Below are 14,972 nucleotides of genomic sequence, written 5' to 3' on the forward strand. Positions count from 1 at the left end.
GATCCACCACATTCGCGAGCAGGCTCGCTCCCACACCCGAGAGGCTGCTAGCATCAGGCGCACTTGCCCCCCGAACAGGCGAACATCAGGTAGCCCATGCTCGAGCCCACAGCACCGCGAAGGAAAGCACCGCTGGATACGCGCCATCAGGTCGAAACGCCGGAAGGCATCGACCTGCCGTTGCGCCCCGCTGGGCTGATGGTGCGCGCCGTGGCGTTTGCCATCGATCTGGGCATTCGCGGCTTGATCCTCGGCGTGCTGTTTATCGCGCTGGCATTTCTCGGCAAGCTCGGTATGGGCCTCGGTTCCTTGCTGCTGTTTGCCATCAGCTGGTGGTACATGGTGCTGTTCGAGGTGCTGCGTCAGGGCCGTTCGCCGGGTAAGCAATGGCTGGGTTTGCGCGTGGTACACGATGACGGCACGCCGATCGGCTGGTCGGCCTCGCTATTGCGCAACCTGCTGCGCTTTGTCGATCTACTGCCCTTCGGCTATTTCCTCGGTGCACTCAGTTGCCTGCAACACCCGACCTTCAAACGCCTCGGCGACATTGCCGCCGGCACCTTGGTGGTTTACAGCGAACGCCCGCTGAGCCGCCCGCAACTGCCTGACGCTGAACCTCGCCGCAGCCCCGTTCCGCTGACCTTGAGCGAACAACGCGCGGTACTCGGTTTCGCCGAGCGTCAGGCCGAGCTCTCTCCCGCACGGATCAACGAGCTGGCGGCATTGCTGGCGCAGCCGCTGCACATCTCTGCGCCCAAAGCCGTGTCTGAACTCAACGGCATCGCGCGCGGTTTGTTGGGGCCGACCCCATGAAGCAGAGCCTGTTCGAAAGTCGCCACAAGGCCGAATGGGAGCGCTTCGCCGTGGCGCTCGAACGCCTCGAACAAGGCAAGGAGACAGCGCAAGTCAGCGATTTCCCCAAGGCCTATCGGCGTCTCTGCCAACATCTGGCTCTGGCCCAGGCGCGCGGCTACAGCAGTTTTCTGATCGATTCATTGCAACAACAAGTGCTGCGCGGCCATCAACAGCTCTATCGGCATCGCAGTCGGCTCGGGGCGCAAATCATCAGCTTTATCCTCGCCGACTTCCCGCGACTGGTGCGCGAACAATGGCGCTTCGTTGCGGCCGCCAGCCTGTTGTTCTTCGGCAGCCTGATCGGTTTCGGCGTGCTGGTTTATCTGAACCCGGAACTGATCTACAACCTGATCCCGGCAGAACAGGTGCGCGAGATGCAAGGCATGTACGACCCCGTCGCCGGCCACCTCGGACGCTCGGCGGAACGGGCGGCCAGCGAAGACTGGGTGATGTTCGGCTATTACGTCATGCACAACACGGGTATCGCCTTTCAGACGTTCGCCAGCGGTTTGCTGATGGGCGTGGGCAGCGGTTTTTTCCTGCTTTACAACGGCATGATCATCGGCGCGGTGGCCGGGCATCTCAGCGAGATCGGTTTCGGCCAGACCTTCTGGTCGTTCGTGATCGGTCACGGCGCGTTCGAACTGAGCGCCATCGCCCTCGCCGGAGCGGCGGGCCTGAAGCTGGGCTGGGCGCTAATCGCCCCCGGACGCCTGACATGGGGCGAGGCGCTGCGCCTGGCCGCGCGCAAAAGCGTGTTGCTGGTGTGTGGGGCCATGCTGTTCCTGTTGATCGCAGCATTCATCGAGGCTTATTGGTCGTCGAAAACCAGTGTCACGCCGCTGACCAAATACGCCGTCGGCGCCGCGCTGTGGCTGGCCGTCGCGGTTTATCTGTCGTTGGCCGGAAGGATTCGTCATGCGCCTGAGTGACGCCAGCGTAGTGATCCGCCCGCGCACGACCTGGGAAGCCATGGACCTGGGCGTGTTGATGAGCCAGCAGCATCGCCGGTTGTTGATGACCAGTTGGGCGATCGTCACCCTGCCGCTGTTCGCCCTGCTCAGCCTGTTGCTGTGGGATTCGCCATCACTGGCGGTGTTCATTTTCTGGTGGCTGAAACCGGCCTACGAACGCGTGCCGCTGTACATCCTCTCCAAAGCGCTGTTCGGTGAAACGCCAACCCTCAGACAAGCCTTGCGCGAGTGGCCGCGCCTGCTCAAGCCGCAACTGCTGGCCAGTCTGACCTGGCGACGGCTGAGTCTGAGTCGCAGCTTTGTGCTGCCGGTGACGCAACTCGAAGGCCTGAATGGCGAGGCCAGACAACAACGTCTGCAGGTGCTGCTGCAACGCAACGGTGGCGCCGCGCAATGGCTGACGATTATCGGCGTGCATCTGGAAACCGCACTGTGGATCGGCTTGATGCTGCTGTTCTACATGCTCTTGCCGCAGCAGATCGAAACCGACTGGGACTGGCAGTCGCTGCTGCTCGCCGCCGATCAGGACTGGCGCTGGCTGGAGCACCTGACCAACGTTTTTTATGCGCTGATCCTGGTGGCCTGGGGACCGGTGTATGTCGCCTGCGGCTTCAGCCTGTACCTGAACCGTCGCACGCAACTGGAAGCCTGGGACATTGAGCTGGTTTTCCGCCGTTTGCGCCAGCGTTTGAACAGCAGCGTGCTCGGTGTGTTGCTGGCGGCGTGTCTGCTGCTGCCGAACCTGCAACCGGTATGGGCCAGCGATACGCCGGATGCTCCACGGTTGCTCAATCAGCCGCTGACCAGTCAGGCATCGCGCGACAGCATCCAGTCGCTGCTCGAACAACCGCCGTTCAAGAACAAGGAAAGCGTCACCCGCTATCGCTTCGGAGACGACCCGGCAAGCCCGACCAAGGACGCGCAACCGGGTGAGGCGCCGCAGTGGCTGAAAACCCTTCTCGGTTGGCTCGACGGTCGACACCTTGATGCCTTGGCGAACGTGATTGAGGTGCTGTTGTGGGGCGCGCTGATTGCCGCGCTGGGCTGGCTGGTCTGGCGTTATCGCGAATTTCTCCGGGCCTTCGTCAGTCGTCGCCCGAACCTGCCCTCGCGCAGCAAACCACCGGCGGCGCCACAAGTCTTCGGGCTGGATCTGAACCGTGAAACCCTTCCCGATGACATCGCCGCCAGTGCCGAACAATTGTGGCTGAGCGAACCTCGCGCCGCGCTGGGCCTGCTCTATCGCGGCCTGCTCAGCCATCTGCTGCATGATTTCAACCTGACGCTCAAAGCCGCCGACACCGAGAGCCAGATCCTCAACCGCATCGAGCAATTGCAACGCCCGGACCTGCTCGCCTACAGCCGCAACCTCACTGTTCACTGGCAGAACATGGCCTACGGGCACCGACTTCCAGCCGCGCACCTGCAAGCAGAGCTGTGTAACGGCTGGCGTGAATTGTTCAGCAAAGGATCCGGGCATTGAACCGGCGCATCGGCGGGTCGTTGGCTGCGCTGGCGCTTTTGCTGCTTGGCGGCTTGAGTCTGTTCCTCTACCTCAAAGCCCGTCCTTATCAGGAAGTCATCGATCACGGCCCCTCGCCTGCTGCGCAAGCCAATCCCTATCTGGCGGCAGAAATGTTCCTGCGCGAGCGCGGCCTCGCGGTCAGCCACGCCGAGACCTTGACGGTGCTGCCGCAGATTGATCCGCACAGCCACACCTTGTTGTTGTTCGGCGAGCGCGCCCGGATGACGCCGCGTGAAGTCGATCAGGTGCTGAACTGGACTCGTGCCGGCGGGCGCCTGGTGTTCGTCGCCGAATCGTTGTGGGATGCGCAAACCGGGCAAAGTAATGATCTGCTGCTCGATAAGGTGCAACTGCACCAATCGCTGAGCAAGGACTTGAAAGATCCTCCCGAGGACGGGGAAAAGGACCGCTTCCCGAAACTGACCAAACTGTATCTGGAAGATGAAGACGCGCCGGCCTACGCCGGTTTCGACACCGACTTCCACCTCGACGACCCGAACAATGTCGCGCAAGCCTGGGCCAACAGCGCCAAAGCCACGCACATGATGCAACGGGTGTACGGCCTCGGCACGATCACCGTGGTCACCGATGCCGAGCTGTGGAAAACCCCGGCTATCGGCAAATACGACAACGCCTGGCTGCTCTGGTATCTGAGCGCCGACACCGACGTCACGCTGATTTACAACACCGCACACGATGGTCTGTGGACGTTGCTCTGGCGCTACTTCCCGCAGGCTATCGTCGCCCTGCTCGCCTTGATCGGTCTGTGGTTGTGGCAGGCGAGCGTGCGCCACGGGCCGGTGCAAATGCCCGCGCCAGCGGGTCGCCGTCAACTGCTGGAGCATCTGCGTGCCAGTGCCGATTTCCTCCTGCGCCACAACGGCCAGCAGGCACTGCTCCAAGCCTTGCAACAAGACATCCTGCGCCGCGCGCGCCGCCGCCATCCCGGTTTCGATCAATTGAATGTGGCCGAACAATGGCTGGCGTTATCGCGCCTGACCCGGCAACCCACCCGCGCCATCAGCCAGGCCCTGAGCCCACGACCGAAGCAGCGTTTGTCCAGCGCCGAATTCAGCCGTCAGGTCGCTCATCTGCAAACTTTGAGGAACGCGTTATGACTGAACAGATCGAGCCCGGCAGCGCGACGCACGCCGCCCAGCAGCGCCAGCGTGCCAGCCAGTTGGCGCAAGCGGTGCGCAACGAATTGAACAAGGCGCTGATTGGCCAGGATGCGGTGGTCGACGCTGTCCTGACCGCGCTGATTGCCGGCGGCCACGTGCTGCTTGAAGGCGTGCCCGGCCTGGGCAAAACCTTGCTGGTGCGGGCACTGGCGCGATGCTTCGGCGGCGAGTTCGCGCGCATCCAGTTCACCCCTGATCTGATGCCCAGCGACGTCACCGGTCACGCCGTGTATGACTTGCAGACCGAGCAGTTCAAGCTGCGCAAAGGCCCGCTGTTCACCAACCTGCTGCTGGCCGACGAGATCAACCGCGCCCCGGCGAAAACCCAGGCGGCGTTGCTCGAAGCCATGCAGGAGCGCCAGGTGACACTCGAAGGTCGCGCCCTGCCCATCGCGCAACCGTTCATGGTGCTGGCGACGCAGAATCCGATCGAACAGGAAGGCACCTATCCACTGCCGGAAGCCGAGCTTGACCGCTTCATGCTCAAGGTGCGCATGGATTACCCCGACGCCGATCAGGAGCTGAACATGGTCCGTCAGGTCTGTCGTTCGACCCGCGCCGACATGCTCGATGTGCAACCGCTGCGCACGGTGTTGCAAGCCAAGGATGTTCAAGCCTTGCAGCGCATCGCCAGTGACTTGCCGCTGGACGATCAGGTCCTCGATTACGCCGTGCGCCTGGCGCGCAGCACGCGCACCTGGCCGGGGCTGACCCTCGGCGCCGGGCCACGCGCCTCGATTGCATTGGTTCGCTGTGCCCGTGCCCGGGCGTTGTTGCGAGGCGGCGAGTTTGTAATCCCGGATGACATCAAAGGCTGCGCGCTGGCGGTGTTGCGCCATCGCGTGCGCATCGCGCCGGAGCTGGATATCGAAGGCCTGCAGGTCGATCAGGTGCTCACGCAATTGCTCGATCAAGTGCCGGCGCCGCGCCTGTGAAACCGTCTCGGCTGCTGCTGATCTGGCTGGCCCTGCTGGTGGTTATCAGTATCGTGCTCGGCGCGTTGCAGGCGTTGCAGATCGACCTCCCGTCCAGCCTGATTTCGATCAACTGGGGTTTGCTCCTGGCGCTGCTGGCCTTGGCGGTGATCGACGCTGTGCGCCTCAGACGCCTGCCCTCGCCGCGCATCAAGCGACAGATGCCCGGCAGCCTGGCATTGGGGCGCTGGGCGGAGGTGAAGCTGGAGGTGGCCCATGAATTTGCCGAGCCACTGGCCATTGGACTCTTCGACCACGTTCCCGACGGTCTGGCGTTTGAACATCTGCCGATGCTTGTCGAGCTTCAACCCGGCCATGTCAGCCAGATCAGCTACCGTCTGCGTCCTCTCGAACGCGGGCATTTCAGCTTCGAACAGTGCGAAGTCAACCTGCCCAGCCCTTTGGGATTATGGTCCGGCAAACGCCTGCTCAGCGTCCGCGACGAGACCCGCGTCTTCCCGGACTTCGCCCGGCTTTACGGCGGCGAGTTGCGCGCCGTCGACAACTGGCTCAGCCAGCTCGGCGTGCGCCAGCGACAACGTCGCGGTCAGGGTCAGGAATTCCATCAGTTGCGCGAATTTCGCGAGGGCGACAGCCTGCGCCAGATCGACTGGAAAGCCACCGCCCGTCAGCGCACACCGATTGCCCGCGAGTACGAAGACGAAAGAGATCAGCAGATCATTTTCATGCTCGACTGCGGCCGGCAGATGCGCAGCCAGGACGGTGAGCTGTCGCACTTCGATCACGCGCTCAATGCCTGCCTGTTACTCAGTTATGTGGCGTTGCGCCAAGGGGATGCGGTGGGCATGAGTACCTTTGCCGGTGATAAGCCGCGCCATGTCGCGCCGGTCAAAGGCAGCGGCCAACTGAATGTCTTGCTCAACGCTGTTTATGACCTTGGGAGCACTCAGCGCCCCGCCGATTATCAGGCTGCCGCCAACCAGCTATTGGCCCGCCAAAAGCGCCGGGCGCTGGTAGTGCTGGTAACCAATTTGCGCGATGAAGACGAGCAACTGCTGGCCGCAGTCAAACGCCTGAGCGCACAACATCGGGTGCTGGTGGCGAGCCTGCGTGAACAGGCGTTGGATACATTGCGCCAGACCACGGTGCAAACGTTGCCCGAGGCACTCGCCTACTGCGGCACCATCGATTTTCTCAATGCCCGCTCGCAACTCCATGAGCGGCTGACTGCTCATGGCGTTGCAGTGATGGATGTTCGGCCCGCCGAGTTGGGGGCCGGACTGGTGACAAGTTACATGAGCTGGAAAAAGACCGCTGCGATCTGACAGCTTCGATCAGTTGGTGACTGCAACATACACAGCGCCGCTGTCCGAAGTGCCGTCGCTGTTTTCTACTTTGACGACCAGCGAAATCTGCTCCGTAAGGTTCATCGGCCGCCAGTGAGCCTGGTATCGCCCTTTGTGATCGGTAAACGACTCAGTGAACGGTGCTCCATTAGTGGAAACAAGGATTTTCCGTCTGGGCATGGGCTCTCGCCCCTCCTTGGCCACAATCAGCGCGGTCATGGAGACGTAGGTCTGCAAGGGAACCGGATTAGGCGACGCAACAACGGATTCCACCGCTGCTGGACACTCAGTGACGGTCAACCAGAGCGTTTTTACCACCCAGCCAGCCAAACCACCCTTTACCGACGCCCGCAATGCAGCCTCGCCTGCTCCTCCCAAGACAATGCGCGCCGTTGCCTTGCCTTCGGCATCCGTCAGGGTTGTCGGCAGCGAGGTGCGGTCGTACTCCCACATCACTTCGACATTGGCCAAGGGTTGCGCGGTACTGGCTGAAACGACCAGGACTTGCGCGGTCATCTGTTGCCCCGGATACCCGTTCGGATCAGCGCTGATCAGTTCCTTGATCTCCCGGGGCTCGTGCAGAACAAACGGTAAAGAAATCGACTCCGAATACAGCGCATCGCCCACCGTGGCGGTCAGTTGCGCCGCACCCGGTGTTGTCGGCACAAACCGTATCCGCGCTTCACCGTAGAAGTTGGTAGTGGTGGTCACCTCACCAAGGTCCGGACTGCACCAGACAACCTTCATCCCCACCATTGGTCTGCCACTGATGCCCGACACAATGGTGATCTGCTCAGATACAGCCTCGCCCCAAAACAGCGTCTGACTGCTGCGCGAACGATCCGCAATTTTTACCACCTGCGCGCCTTGCCCCAGCGACATTGCAATAACCGGAGAAAGCCTGGCCAACCGCGCCGAGGAAAAGCGCAGGCCGAAACGCCCGTCCTTGATGTCGCCCGCGTTGAACCGATAGGTCATTCCAGCGCTCGAGAAAAGCCTGGGGTCACCCAGACGTGGCTCCTCGAAGCGCATGCCCAATTCCGTCGGCCCGGTGCCGGTCATGCCCAGCGTCAGGTGCTGGTCAAACAACGCGCTGCCCGCCGGGGCACTCACGCGCAATTGGTGCTGCCCCTTGCGCCGAGGGAACTCAGCGCTTTGACCCAGTGGCTGAAACGGTTGGGAGTCGAAACTGTATTCAAATCCGGCCCAGGGATCCCCTTCCAGCGCTAGAACCTTCATGGTTCGGCGCTCTTCAAAACGGTCATAAGGGCTGATAACCGCCGCTGTCACCACATGTTCACCTGCGGTGGATGGCGCAAAGGGAAAACCACTCCAGCCATCGGCAGCCGTCCTGTGCTCTTCGGTGCTGCCGTCGCCTGTCCATTGAACAGGCACTTGATCCAGAGCGAGGTCGGGACGATAAGGGGAGCGTACCTTCAGCCACATCCACGCAGGATCCTGCCCAATGACCGGATCCACCGCAGATGCACGGGCGTCTTCGATAGTGATTTTATTGTGGCCCAGGGTCATCGTATTGATGTCGCTGAAACCATGGGTATCGATAACGAACCGAAGTGCGAAGACACCGGGTTTGGTACTTTTTGAACAGTCCAGCGTCCAGATAAACCCGCTGTCATCCACAAAATTTTCGCTTCCGCGGGGTGGACTCAATTCGATTCCGAGCTCTGCCGCCGGGCTTCCACTCCATACCAGATCCATGGCAATACCCACTAAAGGGCTTAGCGCATTGGTGCGGAAGATATAGCGGTGTACAGCGCCGATACACGGAAAGAGTGGCTGGCCCCTGAGATCGGTCATCTGATCCAGGACCACGGTCATTTCTTCATGGAGGTCAGGTGATAACAGTCGGCAAGAAAAATCCTTGTTCGTGAGAGTGTCGGTGCGCAAACTCACCTCGAAAATACTGCTGGTACTTTCGATACGATCAGAGCTGAACAACCAACTCAGATCTTCCCCTTCGCGCAATATTCTCGGTACGTCAAGGTCGCTCACCGCCAGACCGTTCTCTGGATTTTCGTTCCGCCATCCGAGCGTAATTGCCTCGCCAATCAACGGGCTGCCCGCTAATGCCCGGACCGTCAGGATGTGCCTCTGGCCGCGCTTGCATGCGATTCCGTCATGGGCAATCGGAACGACATCAAACGTGATGCTGACCTTGTCCTTCCATTCGTCTCGTGCAAACGCCGTGACCGAAAATGAGTGTTCATCTGCCGGCCCGCCTTCGTAGGCACTCACACTGGCGGTAATCGTCTCGTTGCTCAAAGCCGTCAACGGTCGGTAATACAGGCTGGCCCAGCCCCCACTGCCGGTACGAGACTCGACAATGCCCTCAGGGGTTTGCCAGTCGACGATCGCATCAATCACTGGCTCACCGGCACCTTTGTCAGTGACATGCACCACCTGCACCCGCATCAACGTCTTTTCGGAGTCCTCGACAACCGGTGAAATATTCGGGCCGCGCGTGTCAGCGATCCTGACCTTGTTGCGCGCCAGCGACATGGGTTTACGCGGCGATGGCAGTAACAGCTTCGAGCAGACCAATGACAGTTCGAAGCGACCGTCCAGCCAGTCCTCGCAGGCCAGCGTCCAGAGACTATCGTCCCCATCGAAAGCGACCGGTTGCTGGAGTGGCGGGTTGACCGTGACCTTCAGCTCTTCATGCCCGACGCCGCTCCAGTGCAGCGATAGATCAGTCGCCAGCAAAGGGCTGTCGGCGGGCAAGCGCACAATGAAGGGGTAATCAGTGCCGCGATTGGGATAACCGGTCGCGCTCCACTGGGTTACCTGCCCTTCGACAACGCAACGCAAGTCCATCCAGGGATCGGTCGCCAGCACCGTGACCGAAAACTCGAGAGTCACCTCGCCACTAGGGTAATAAGGACTGTCGACCGAAGCTGTGAGGACGAAATCGCCTGCTTGCTCAGGAACGAAATCGAAGTAGACCAAGCCTTGTTCATCAGTGATGCTGGTGCCCAGAACACCTTGCCCGGCAGTCGTCCACCTGACTTCCCGGCCATCAAGCGCCTGACTGGTGTAGTAAGAGAGAACCTGCACACCCAAACGGACGCTTTGCGCATACTCCAGGACCGGGTAATAAGCCGCGCACTGTACTTCGCGAAGCGCTAATCGATGATGCCCCAACGATACGTCAATCGTGTAAGGCTCGGCGTTGTACTGGTTCACCAGACTTATCGTGAAGTCATGAGCCTTTTCCTCCTGCATATCCGGGCAATCGAGCGACCACTGCGACAATAGCGGTTGATAGGCGCCCCAGTCGGGGGTCGCCTTGACTGACTCCATCGGGTTGCCGTGAATGATCAATGCGATATTCGTATCCAGCCAGGCGCTGCCGTCTGCCGGAATAAAAGACAGGCCGTGGGGAATGAACAGAGAGTCATTCGGGTCATCGCCAAGGGAAGCGCCCAGGCAAAGGTATAACGTCTGGCCTGGTGGCAGATCTTCGCTATCCAGTCGCACCGTCTGCAGTTGCAGCGGTTCAAGCTTCAGTTGCAGGTCGATTCGAGTGATGCAGATTGCCGAACGATTGTCGCCCGTGTTGTCAGGGACACCGCTGACCTCGAAGCTCAATGCGTCATCGCTGACGAATTCCAATTGATCCAGCGACCGTTGATACGCGCGCGGCTTGAATTCAAGCGGCTGTCCCGCCAGCCGTCGGGCGTTTTCGAGCTCCGGATTCCGACCTTCTGGCGCCGTGAGCTCGATGCTCATCAACACTTCACCGCGCTTGCGGATGTGCAACCAGCCCGATTCGCCCGACCATGAAACGCCGGGCCGCAGTTCACATAAAAACGTCAGTTCGTAACCGGCTTGTGCACCGGGGGTTTTGGGAGCTTTGACTTCCTGTGTGGCCGAAGCCCCGACACCGACCTCCATGAAATTGACTAACTCGCCATCATAGAACTCGCTCGCCAGGCCAACCCTACCGCTGGTACGCCACTCTTTGAGCCGATCATTGAAGTCACCATTGAGCAGCAGGCTTTCATTTTTTTGCACGACGGGCTCATTCATGATCGCTGGCTCCGTTGCGTTGGCGCGCCAGGTAGGTGTTTTCAGCCTCGGTCACCAGGTCTGTGACCTTTTGGACGTACGTCGGCTCGCCGGCCTTGATGGAGTACCGCACGCGAAGAATGATATTGGTCAAGGATTTGAGCATTGCAGCTTGCGGCTGATTAAGCGGGCGAGGAAAACTCAGCCGCCAATGGGAAACGGCACCCGTGTATTCAAACGGGTTGAGCAATCCTTCGTCGGGTTTCTGGTGGGTCTGGCCATTATCGCCAAGCCCGACCGACAAAACGATCTGCTGACCGCTGCGCAGGTTGAACAGCAGATCGCCAGGTGCGATTGCGGTGGGCTTATGCAAATACTGCACAGACTGTGTGGTCGGTCGGGTCGCGGTCACGCTACTGATCTGCAGCAACGTTGCCCGCACATCCTCGTAGGGACCGGCCAGCACAGGCAGATCGACTTCCACCGAACTGATCTGCCGGCAGAAATGGCCAGGATGATCACGGTCGAACAACAACTGGGTCAGTCTGAACTCCAACACACCTGTTGCCATCAATTGCGCGTGTGCATCTGCCCAGCTGGTTATGCCCTCTTGAGGCTCGATTCTGTCGTCGAACAACTGCCGCAAGGAAATGGTTTTGATCAGTTCCGGCCGCCGCTCGTAGCTTTGCAAGCGCCTGCGCTCCTGGTCCAGCAGGTACATATGCAGTTGTTCACCCGAGCCCAGACCATAACGGTGATCGAGCCAGGCCTGAGGCAAAGGGACGGGGGCATCATAATCCCCGGTTTCGGCAGCCAGTGAAGCCTGAGCACTAAGGCACAGGCTGACGACTGCGTCGTACGCCTGATAGTGCAGAGCCTTGAGCTGGCCAAGCATCCAGCCGAACAGCTCGGCATTGCTCGCGCGTTTTTTAAGGAAGTTGTACATGGTCAACGCTTGGCTGTTGGCCTTGAGCGTCTGTTCAAGGCTGGACCTCGCCGCGCTGACCGCATGGCTTTGCGCTTCGATCTGCGCATCGATTGCGCCCACCTCCGCCAGCGCCTGATCGCGTTGCAGCGCCCACTCACTGCGGCGACGGCGATAACCTTCAGTGGTGGCCTGTCGGTCGGCGTCGATTTGCAGCAATGACGAAGAAACCTCCAGGCCGAAAGCCACCGCATCGAAAGTGTGTTCGGGTTTGAAGCCACCGTTGGAAGTACCATAGATTTTTGGCAACGCCGCGATGACGCCCCCTGCCACCCTGACAACTTTGGCCTGCAGTGCTGATGTCTTCGACTGCTGCAGACTGGCCATGACCTGATACTCGATCGGCGAAACGTTTTCGCTGTAACGCATTGCATAGGCGTCGGCCCGGTCCTGCGCCATTGCCCGACTCTGCTTCAGCGCTGTGACATTCGCCTCCAATTGGGCGATGGATTGTTCCTGTACCGTTTCGGCATAGCGACCCAGCTCGAGCAAATGGTTCTGCTGCGATTCTTCCTGCTCGGCACGGTCGCGTTGCTCGAGCAGACGCAGCACCAGACTGCCGAAATCCCGCAGGCTCTGTACCCCGCGCAACGCGACTTCGAACGTGACCCGCCAGCGATACGCATTGACCACCAGGCGCCCGCCCATCGGTCTGGGCCCGGCCGCGCTACCAGCGGCCAGATCGCGGAGCAATTGCCTGGGATCGGTCATCGGGCTGAACAGCAACACGTCCAGCGGTTTGCCATCGATCGTGAGATTGTTGCGCAGGTTATCAAGGCGTTGCTGCGGCTTTGCGAACAGGTCGAGCAGCGATTGATTGATCGGAATTCTGAAAGGTTCGCAGGCCAACAAACCCAGGATCGGCGGGGTGTCGGAAGCGATCGGGTAATCTGCCAGGTTGAAATCCAGCGTTTTTTCAAGCGCTTCAAGCAGGGGTCGCGATTCGCAATTGTCCAAGAGGTTTTCCACGGTGTCGGTCTGCCAACGAGTCGCGGTGTCGGCGGTGGGCGCCTTGCCCATCAGAAACCCGGCCTGGACATAGCAAAGCTTGGCGGCCACCAGACTGTCACGGGTCAATTGTCGGTAATACCAATCGCCCCACGCCATCAGGTTTTCTACGTAGTCGGTGAACATCAGGATCTGAAAATGTGCGGGTGCGGCATAGCCAATGGCATCCGGATCGAGGGGATTCTGAATTTCCCACCCTGGATTGCCCGGCGCTGTTGCGATATCCAGAGGCCGGCAACGCCAATACGCCGGTTTCGGGTTCGCGATCGGAACCGGCGGATTGGCCGGATCTGCGGTGGCCTGTGGATCGAATACGTAATGCAGCCAGCTCTGCGCTTCCTGAAAGCGTTCTTCGTCGCGCAACCGGGTGGCGATCAAATGCGGCAGGTGAAAAAACAGCTCCCAGAAGTTCAGACCATTGGCACCGTCGAAGGCACCATTGGGTGGTTCAACGAACTCTGCGCCGATCGGCGACGGCTCGCGAATGAACTGGTTGGACCAGTCCAGCACGGCGTCCACGGAAATATTCGAGCATCTCACCAGTTCCGAGCCAAACAAGGAATTGAGCCGAATGAATTTCAACGCCAGTCCAGTTTGATTGAATGAAAGAAACTGTGCCCCGTCGGTACTGTTCTTGTGCAGAGCTGGCGGGACGAAATCCATGAGATCGACAATCGTCAGGTCGAACTCTTTCTGTCCTGTCGGGGAAGTGGGAGAGGCGAATGAAAAAATGACTGGCGTGGGCCAGGTGCCTTTCGTCCGCGAGGAAGTCCACGACTGAGTTACCCAGCCCCCGCCTGCATCCTGTTCTTCGAGGATCGGCGGCGGGTCACTATCAGAAGGCAGACCTGCAATTTGCAGCTCCATTTTCAACCGAGCGCTGTCCAGGCCCGTGGGGCTGCAAAAACCCTGCACCGTCAGCACATCTTTGTCATCCGCGCGCGTTGCCATAACGTGCAGGTCGAGATAGGGCGTCAGGGAACCATGGGTCTGTATGCGAGTGACAACAGTCACCTGACTGTTCAGTGGGTGCTGAACCGTATCGTTGCTGACAAATCGCTCCTCAAGCGCCAGATCCAGCCATGCGCCACCGTCCAGAAGGGGGCGCATCAGAACGTCGTAGACACCATGCACCCGCAGACTGCCGGATGGCGAAGATAGGTTGCCCGTCAGTAAAATCCCCAACTTGCCCTTCGGATTCAGATAATCGACCTGCACCGTCGCAATCAGTCTGGAGCTCGCCAAACCCTCGTCCTTGTGTTCTGAACTGTGCACACACAACGGCGCAGACCACTGCCCGTTCTGCTTCATGAATGCCAGATTGATCACCAGTTTGCTCGGGCTGAGCGACTCCGCTGCGCTCGCGACTACCGCGTCGCGCCATTCGGCCCAGACCACACACAACCGGCCATTCCAGAACACGGGGCGGATATCCAGCACCTGATCGGCGGTCGGGATTTCCACGGCCTGCCATTCACTCCAGACCGCCGGATTGACCGAAACGCTGGTTGCGCCCAGTTCGATCTCGGCCTTGCGCCAGAAATACTGAAACGGCTGCACCCGCTGCCGCCCCAGAAAGTAGTAATCAGCTTTGGCCGGTGTCACGCCGTCCATGAAACAGCTGATCACATCGAGATCGCAGACTTGTTCGAATGCCTGCAAATAATCCTGCAGCGCCGCCTGCACGGTATCTTTGTCCAGACGGGCCTGGTTCAGGTTGTTTTCCAGATTCTTGAACAGACTGGTTTTGCGCAATCGCACCGATGGAACGATGAAGTTTTCCGCATAGCATGAAATCTGGTGGGGCACGGTCCAGTCGGGATAATTGCTGAAAATCTCCCATTCGCGCAGATGACGCTTGTCGAACTCGTGATCCCGGAATCCTGGTTCCAGCTTTCGATACACCGCATGGATGTACTGCTGCACACAACTTATCGCTTCGGCAACTCTGGAACTCTTGACCTGATAAGTATCCAGAGGATCCATGCGCAGCAATTCAAACAAGTCTTCAGGTGTTTTCAGAAAAGGGTATTTATCATTGGCCACTTGACCGATGCAGTATTCAAGAAGTGCCGAGCGACGTTTTTCCAGCAGCCCGCCAATATTACTCAGTGCCATGATCTTGCTCCTTGGA

At 59.8% G+C, this 14,972-nt stretch carries 8 protein-coding genes; 6 read left to right on the forward strand and 2 right to left on the reverse strand.

What is annotated here, in order from left to right:
- The first annotated feature begins 96 nt into the window (after positions 1-96).
- Genes NF676_RS21080 through NF676_RS21105 form a run of 6 tightly spaced genes read left to right on the forward strand, consistent with a single transcriptional unit; the run spans position 97 to position 6,795 of the window.
- The gene (locus tag NF676_RS21080) at positions 97-813 is read left to right on the forward strand and encodes an RDD family protein (RefSeq protein ID WP_252886707.1); all 717 of its coding nucleotides are present in this window, start codon (positions 97-99) and stop codon (positions 811-813) included.
- On the forward strand, positions 810-1,787 hold the full coding sequence (locus NF676_RS21085) for a stage II sporulation protein M (protein WP_252886708.1): 978 nt from the start codon (positions 810-812) through the stop codon (positions 1,785-1,787). The genes NF676_RS21080 and NF676_RS21085 overlap by 4 nt, the downstream gene beginning before the upstream one ends.
- Positions 1,774-3,312, forward strand: a complete 1,539-nt coding sequence (locus NF676_RS21090) for a DUF4129 domain-containing protein (protein WP_252886709.1) — start codon at positions 1,774-1,776, stop codon at positions 3,310-3,312. The genes NF676_RS21085 and NF676_RS21090 overlap by 14 nt, the downstream gene beginning before the upstream one ends.
- Positions 3,309-4,472 (forward strand): DUF4350 domain-containing protein, encoded by a 1,164-nt coding sequence (locus NF676_RS21095; protein ID WP_252886710.1) that lies wholly within the window; start codon positions 3,309-3,311, stop codon positions 4,470-4,472. The genes NF676_RS21090 and NF676_RS21095 overlap by 4 nt, the downstream gene beginning before the upstream one ends.
- Positions 4,469-5,470 (forward strand): AAA family ATPase, encoded by a 1,002-nt coding sequence (locus NF676_RS21100; RefSeq protein ID WP_041479813.1) that lies wholly within the window; start codon positions 4,469-4,471, stop codon positions 5,468-5,470. The genes NF676_RS21095 and NF676_RS21100 overlap by 4 nt, the downstream gene beginning before the upstream one ends.
- Complete coding sequence (locus NF676_RS21105) at positions 5,467-6,795, forward strand: DUF58 domain-containing protein (protein ID WP_095181458.1); 1,329 nt, start codon at positions 5,467-5,469, stop codon at positions 6,793-6,795. The genes NF676_RS21100 and NF676_RS21105 overlap by 4 nt, the downstream gene beginning before the upstream one ends.
- Positions 6,796-6,804: 9 nt before the next feature.
- Here the strand turns inward: NF676_RS21105 and NF676_RS21110 are convergent, their stop codons facing one another.
- Both NF676_RS21110 and NF676_RS21115 read right to left on the reverse strand, forming a co-directional pair.
- Positions 6,805-10,866, reverse strand: coding sequence for an Ig-like domain-containing protein (locus NF676_RS21110; protein ID WP_252886711.1), 4,062 nt, complete (start codon positions 10,864-10,866; stop codon positions 6,805-6,807).
- A complete protein-coding gene (locus NF676_RS21115) occupies positions 10,859-14,956 on the reverse strand; it encodes a Tc toxin subunit A-related protein (RefSeq protein WP_252886712.1) in 4,098 nt (1,365 codons plus the stop codon). The genes NF676_RS21110 and NF676_RS21115 overlap by 8 nt, the downstream gene beginning before the upstream one ends.
- Positions 14,957-14,972 lie beyond the last annotated feature (16 nt).

It is taken from the genome of Pseudomonas siliginis (assembly GCF_024072275.1).
Lineage (GTDB): Bacteria > Pseudomonadota > Gammaproteobacteria > Pseudomonadales > Pseudomonadaceae > Aquipseudomonas > Aquipseudomonas siliginis.